This window comes from Neorhizobium sp. BETTINA12A, from assembly GCF_023006485.1.
Lineage (GTDB): Bacteria > Pseudomonadota > Alphaproteobacteria > Rhizobiales > Rhizobiaceae > Neorhizobium.
Map to the genome: position 1 here is coordinate 1 of NZ_JALBGW010000245.1, position 4,894 is coordinate 4,894.

The 4,894-nt window shown below is 58.3% G+C and carries 6 protein-coding genes and 2 pseudogenes; 4 read left to right on the plus strand and 4 right to left on the minus strand.

Going from position 1 to position 4,894, the window contains the following annotated elements; translation table 11 throughout:
• On the plus strand, positions 1–355 hold a 355-nt coding region (locus MOV61_RS28295; protein ID WP_247138969.1), incomplete at its 5' end, for a peptidoglycan-binding domain-containing protein.
• A gap of 181 nt (positions 356–536) precedes the next feature.
• On the opposite strand, the gene MOV61_RS28300 is transcribed toward MOV61_RS28295, so the two are convergent.
• A complete protein-coding gene (locus MOV61_RS28300) occupies positions 537–1,136 on the minus strand; it encodes a hypothetical protein (protein ID WP_247138970.1) in 600 nt (199 codons plus the stop codon).
• A 213-nt stretch (positions 1,137–1,349) separates the two neighbouring features.
• On the opposite strand from MOV61_RS28300, the gene MOV61_RS28305 reads away from it, so the two are divergent.
• Positions 1,350–2,459: an FRG domain-containing protein gene (locus MOV61_RS28305; RefSeq protein ID WP_247138971.1), complete on the plus strand. Its 1,110-nt coding sequence runs from the start codon at positions 1,350–1,352 to the stop codon at positions 2,457–2,459.
• A 232-nt stretch (positions 2,460–2,691) separates the two neighbouring features.
• Here MOV61_RS28305 and MOV61_RS28310 read toward each other — a convergent pair.
• Positions 2,692–2,837 (minus strand): annotated as a pseudogene (locus MOV61_RS28310) (Thivi_2564 family membrane protein).
• Between the two features lie 36 nt (positions 2,838–2,873).
• On the opposite strand from MOV61_RS28310, the pseudogene MOV61_RS28315 reads away from it, so the two are divergent.
• Positions 2,874–2,963: pseudogene (locus tag MOV61_RS28315) on the plus strand (peptidoglycan-binding domain-containing protein); the annotation flags it as partial.
• Positions 2,964–3,042: 79 nt separating this feature from the next.
• On the opposite strand, the gene MOV61_RS28320 reads toward MOV61_RS28315, so the two are convergent.
• Entirely contained in the window at positions 3,043–3,531 is a 489-nt protein-coding gene (locus MOV61_RS28320) for an SRPBCC family protein (RefSeq protein WP_247138972.1), read from the minus strand.
• On the minus strand, positions 3,506–3,862 hold the full coding sequence (locus MOV61_RS28325; protein WP_247138973.1) for a helix-turn-helix transcriptional regulator: 357 nt from the start codon (positions 3,860–3,862) through the stop codon (positions 3,506–3,508). Before MOV61_RS28325 ends, MOV61_RS28320 begins: the two co-directional genes overlap by 26 nt.
• A 148-nt stretch (positions 3,863–4,010) precedes the next feature.
• Here MOV61_RS28325 and MOV61_RS28330 point away from each other — a divergent pair, with 148 nt between their 5' ends.
• Entirely contained in the window at positions 4,011–4,652 is a 642-nt protein-coding gene (locus MOV61_RS28330; protein WP_247138974.1) for a dihydrofolate reductase family protein, read from the plus strand.
• Positions 4,653–4,894 lie beyond the last annotated feature (242 nt).

Below are 4,894 nucleotides of genomic sequence, written 5' to 3' on the forward strand. Positions count from 1 at the left end.
CGAGAGCGCCAATGCGCACAGCGAAGACCCGGTTGCCGCGGCAATCCGAGCCTCCGAGCGCAAGCCGACGATGACGCCGCCCGCCAATATCCCGAACGCAGCGTCGAATTCCGGCAGGCCCGCGGCCACCCCGGTCTCCCAGAAGCCGAACGCCCCCGTTCAGCCCACGGACCTGGTGCTGCAGATCCAGCGCGGCCTGTCGAACATCGCTTATGCGGATGTCGGAGTCGACGGCGTTGCCGGCGCCCAGACCAAGGCCGCCATCCGCCGGTTCCAGCGCCACTACCGCCTGCCCGAGACCGGCGAGCCCGACGAGCTGGTGCTGAAGAAGCTGAAGTCGATCGGCGCGCTGTAGGGGCGCACTGTCCCGAATATTCTTCTGCTGGCACGGCAAGTGCAACAACGAACGCTTCGGGCCGAAGCGGTCATTGCAGGATTGAGTTGGGTTCGTCTGAGATGGGGTGGAAAGGGGACAGTCCCCTTTCAAGAGGCGCTCCCGATGAAGAGGCCATCGCTGAACGCGCGTTGATCGTCAGTTAGCTAGGCCATTCAATCGTTTTTAAGGTATGGAGACTTCGCTGCATTTCTTCACGCTGCGCACGATCCTGATGGCGGAATGCCCAACCCGTTCTGAGAATATCCCCGATGATACGCGCGACCAGCTTTGCAATCTCTGGAATTCCCGACACCTCGATTGACCAGCCCATCGGCTCGAAATGTGTAAATTGATTCCGAATTTCCCTGTGAAAACGGTGCAACCAACTTAGCTCAGATTCGCTGATTGCGATACCGGCAACGTTACTGCCATCCCCTGCCGAACTAGGCTTGCGCACTGCTTTAAGTAGGTCCGGAAGCCCCATCAGATGGGTCTTAGGCGGTTCTGCATTGGGATTGGTGCGCGAGTCCTCAAAATAGGTCAACCATTCGCCGGCGTTGCGCTCGGTGACAGCACCCACCGGTGCCGCAGTCGTAGTGAGATGGCATACGCACGCCCCCTGCAGCGCCGAATGCAACGCCATCACCACCCACTTCCAGGCTAGGGAATCCTCCCTGACAAACTGAGCAGCACGTATAACGTGGCGGATAGACCCTGCCACATCCTCGGCCTCATCCGTTCGAATCCAGTTCTCCGCCATCGGGCCCTCGCGTTCATTCCGGTTGCAGCGAGCATAAACCTGTCGGTGATGATATGAACATATTGTCGTTTTCAAGCAACGCGTTGGCGGGCTAGGTTGAATATTATGCAGACCTCTGGCAGCACCCCCGTTTTTGGTGGAACAATTACGTTGTCCATTGTTGGCCGCTTCAGAACCTGAGACTGTTTCTGATCGACTGATCTGGGGGCAACGATGAGATCAATTACGCCGCAATTGACAGCGGAAATGAGGGCACATGTCGGATCGGAAAACGTAGCTAAGGCGCCGCCTTTTCAAATCGCCACTTTTCGCAATTTGGTGGAGCACATTGCCCACTTGTCGTACCTCAATCCGGACCATCTACTCTTCTATCGTGGCCAGAACACTGACTTCCTGAACAAGGCCGGGTCAACAACGATCTATCCCGGCGTCTACCGTAGCGAAAACAGTTCCAAGGAGGAGTTGCGCCATCGCTTCGCCTTGCTAGAGCAAGCTTGCAAGGAATTGGTCAGGCGCTGGACAGAGAGCAAGCTGGAGGGCCTTCGTGACATTCGGCAAAAGACCTACGTTCAATGGAGCATACTCCAACATTACGGTGTTCTCGAGACGCCGTTACTTGATGTCACCCACTCTCTCCGTGTCGCGTGCTCTTTTGCCCAGCACGATTGCAGTTCTGATCAGTCTATTGTTTATGTACTAGGGCTACCCCAAGTTACCAACCGGATATCTATCAATTCGGAAGACGATTTGGTGAACGTAAGACTGCTGAGTATTTGTCCACCCTCAGCACTTCGCCCTCATTTCCAAGAGGGGTTTTTGGCTGGCACGACAGATGTGTCCTGGGAGTTCGAGGACAAAACTGACTTGGACTTCCGAAACCGGTTGATCGCCAAGTTCTCAATCCCCACCGGCGCGACGTTCTGGGGTAAAGGGTTCAACAGCATCCCAAAGCAGTCACTTTACCCGGCAAATGATAAGGTTCAACGACTATGCGAGGGACTTCGCGAAAGCCTTAAGGCCGAACTTCAGTCCGGCGATCTCGGGGAGTTCATGAAGGCTTGGACCAACCTGGAGTCCTACATTTTTGCGCAAGCTAGGCAGATATCATCTCGCAGCATTGCCCAACGTAATCTCTCCTTACGAGATTCAATAGATCTTTTGGAAGGCGAAGGCACCATCAGCAGGAGTGTCGCACAAGAACTACAAACACTCAGGCAATATAGAAACACAGTGGTTCACTCACCGTCCAAAGTCGAACCAGATTCGACTATCAAGGCGATCGCCACCGCCAAGGAACTGTTGAGGCAATTGAATTCGCGGTAGGAATTTGACCCTCTGTCACATGGCAGCTTCGGCGTTGGTCGGGGCTACCTCTACCGACCGAAATAGGGTCGGGAGCGGACCTTCAAGAACGCTTCGAGTGTCCGCAATTTGCGTAAGGTCGCCGTGGTCACCCCATAACCGACCGGCATTTGCCGCCCTCTCAAGGGAGTGCCTCTCCCTGCCGGAACGGAGAGAGGATGAAAGGCAATGTCTCGATATGCAGGAACCACCCTTAGAAAACGGCGAGATATTTCAGAGCGAAATGATGCCGATGATGATAATCTGCGCGATCTGTTTCGCGCGGCTATCGATCGGCAGGCGCGCAACGAGATAGAGAACCAGGACGATCACCAGGACGATGATCAGAATGCTGATCAATGCGGAAGGAGCGAAGCCCCAAACTCCTTTTAATGACGCCGGTTCCAGCGCCACTACCGCCTGCCCGAGACCGGCGAACCCGATGAACTGGTGCTGAAGAAGCTGAAGTCGATCGGCGCGCTGTAGGGGCGGCCGCTCTCAATCTCCAGAATGTTCGATGTTTCCAGCGGCGAGGGCTGGCGCACGCGGCACCTTGGCCGACCGCTCAGCGGTCAAGCCAGGCCGCGAGGCCTTCCAGCGTCTGCAGCCCGTATTCGACCGCGCCGAAGCCGATGACCACCTGACGCCGTTTGGCGCTGGGGTGAAGCTGGCGCATGGTCAGCACCGTCTTGCCATCCGTTTGCTCGTCGAAGGTCACCGTGGCGCGGAAACGGTCGGGGTCGGCCGGGTCGGGCGTGCCGTAGTCCATCACGATCCGCTCGTTCGGCACGATCTCTATAAAGCGCATCAGGTTTGGGAAGCGCTGTTCCTTACCCTCGAAGACGCCCACCATGTCGAACCGCCAGACCCCGCCCTCGCGGATATCGGCTTCGTGGGTCTCGATGCTAAGACCGGCCGGGCCGTACCATTCGGCCAATGCCTTGGGGTCCATCCAGGCGGCAAAGACCTTCTCGCGGCGGTGGTTCAGCAGCTTCACCAGCACGATTTCGCGGTCGAGCGACCATGTCTCAAACAGCTTTGCCATGTCCTTCATCGTCCTCTTCGGTTTTATCCAGGTAGACTTCGAGCCGATCCAACCGCTCGGTCCAGCGCCGGCGCTCCGATACCATCCAGTCCGCCGCCTCGTCGAAGCGGGCGTGCACCAGACGGCACCAGCGGCTGCGCCCACGCTTCTGGCTGACGATCAGCCCGCAATCTTCCAGCACCTTGAGATGCTGGGCGAAAGAGGGCAGCGCCATGTTGAAAGGCTCGGCCAAAGCACTGACCGGTAACTCGCCCTCGACCAGCCGCGACACCACGGCGCGGCGGGTCGGGTCGCTGAGAGCATGAAAGGCGAGGTCGAGCGGAGTCGAATGATAAGGCATGTGCGTCGGTCAAATCGGCGGGTGCGCCGGCGAAGGATAAAAAGGTACTTGCCTTAGTATCAGGCTTTGGATACAAAGGCAAATACCTTAGTATCCGGTTCCGAATATGAGGCGGTCAAGGTGCAACCACACGCAAGGAGGATCCCCGGTGGTAGTTCGTGTCGATCTCATGATCTCGCTCGATGGTTTCGCGACAACGACGGACCAGACGCCCGAAACCCCGTTCGGCGAGGACTGGTCGCGTCTCGTCGGCGCATATGCTGCAACGCGAACATTCCGGGAGCGCGTGTTGAAGGATACCTCGGGAGCGGGAACCACAGGTGTCGATGATGAATACGCGAAGGCGTACTTCGCCGATGTGGGCGCCGAGATTATGGGCGCCGGCATGTTCGGGTTGCACAACTTTCCCGACGATCCGAACTGGCGTGGCTGGTGGGGCGACGAGCCACCGTTCCGCTGCCCGGTCTTCGTCTTGACACACAAGCCGCGGCCCTCCCTGGAGATGGCCGGCGGCACCACCTTCCACTTCCTTAGTACCACTCCGGTTGATGCGCTTCAGCAGGCCGTGAGCGCCGCAAACGGCAAGGACGTGAGAATAGGCGGTGGCCCTACCGTCGTTCGCGACTACCTCAAGGCTGGTCTTGTCGACCGCCTTCACGTTGCTATCGCGCCGATTTTGCTCGGGCGCGGCATCCGCCTGTGGGACGATCTGCGCGGCTTCGAAACGGGCTATACGGTCAAGGCGGAAACTGCCGAGAGCGGCACCATCCACCTTACCTTTCAACGATAGCCGTTAGCCTGTCACTTAGGGTAGTCATCGACTGTCCATCGGACAGGGAGGTGATCAGCGACGAGAACTCGCCGCTCAACGCATCGCCACCGCTTCCAGCACCAGCCGTTTCAGCTCTTCGGCAGGCGGTGCGAGGCGGGTTTCGGCGACGTGCAGCGCAAGCTCGATCGCGCCGAGATCGGGCAGGCCCGCTTCTTTCGCATCAAGCGCGGCAAGCTGCGGCGGCTTGCCCTCGACGATCC

Coding starts and splice junctions, on each gene's coding strand:
- MOV61_RS28300 (WP_247138970.1), bottom strand. CDS start 1,136: ATGGCGGAGAACTGGATTCGAACGGATGAGGCCGAGGATGTGGCAGGG.
- MOV61_RS28305 (WP_247138971.1), top strand. CDS start 1,350: ATGAGATCAATTACGCCGCAATTGACAGCGGAAATGAGGGCACATGTC.
- MOV61_RS28320 (WP_247138972.1), bottom strand. CDS start 3,531: ATGAAGGACATGGCAAAGCTGTTTGAGACATGGTCGCTCGACCGCGAA.
- MOV61_RS28325 (WP_247138973.1), bottom strand. CDS start 3,862: ATGCCTTATCATTCGACTCCGCTCGACCTCGCCTTTCATGCTCTCAGC.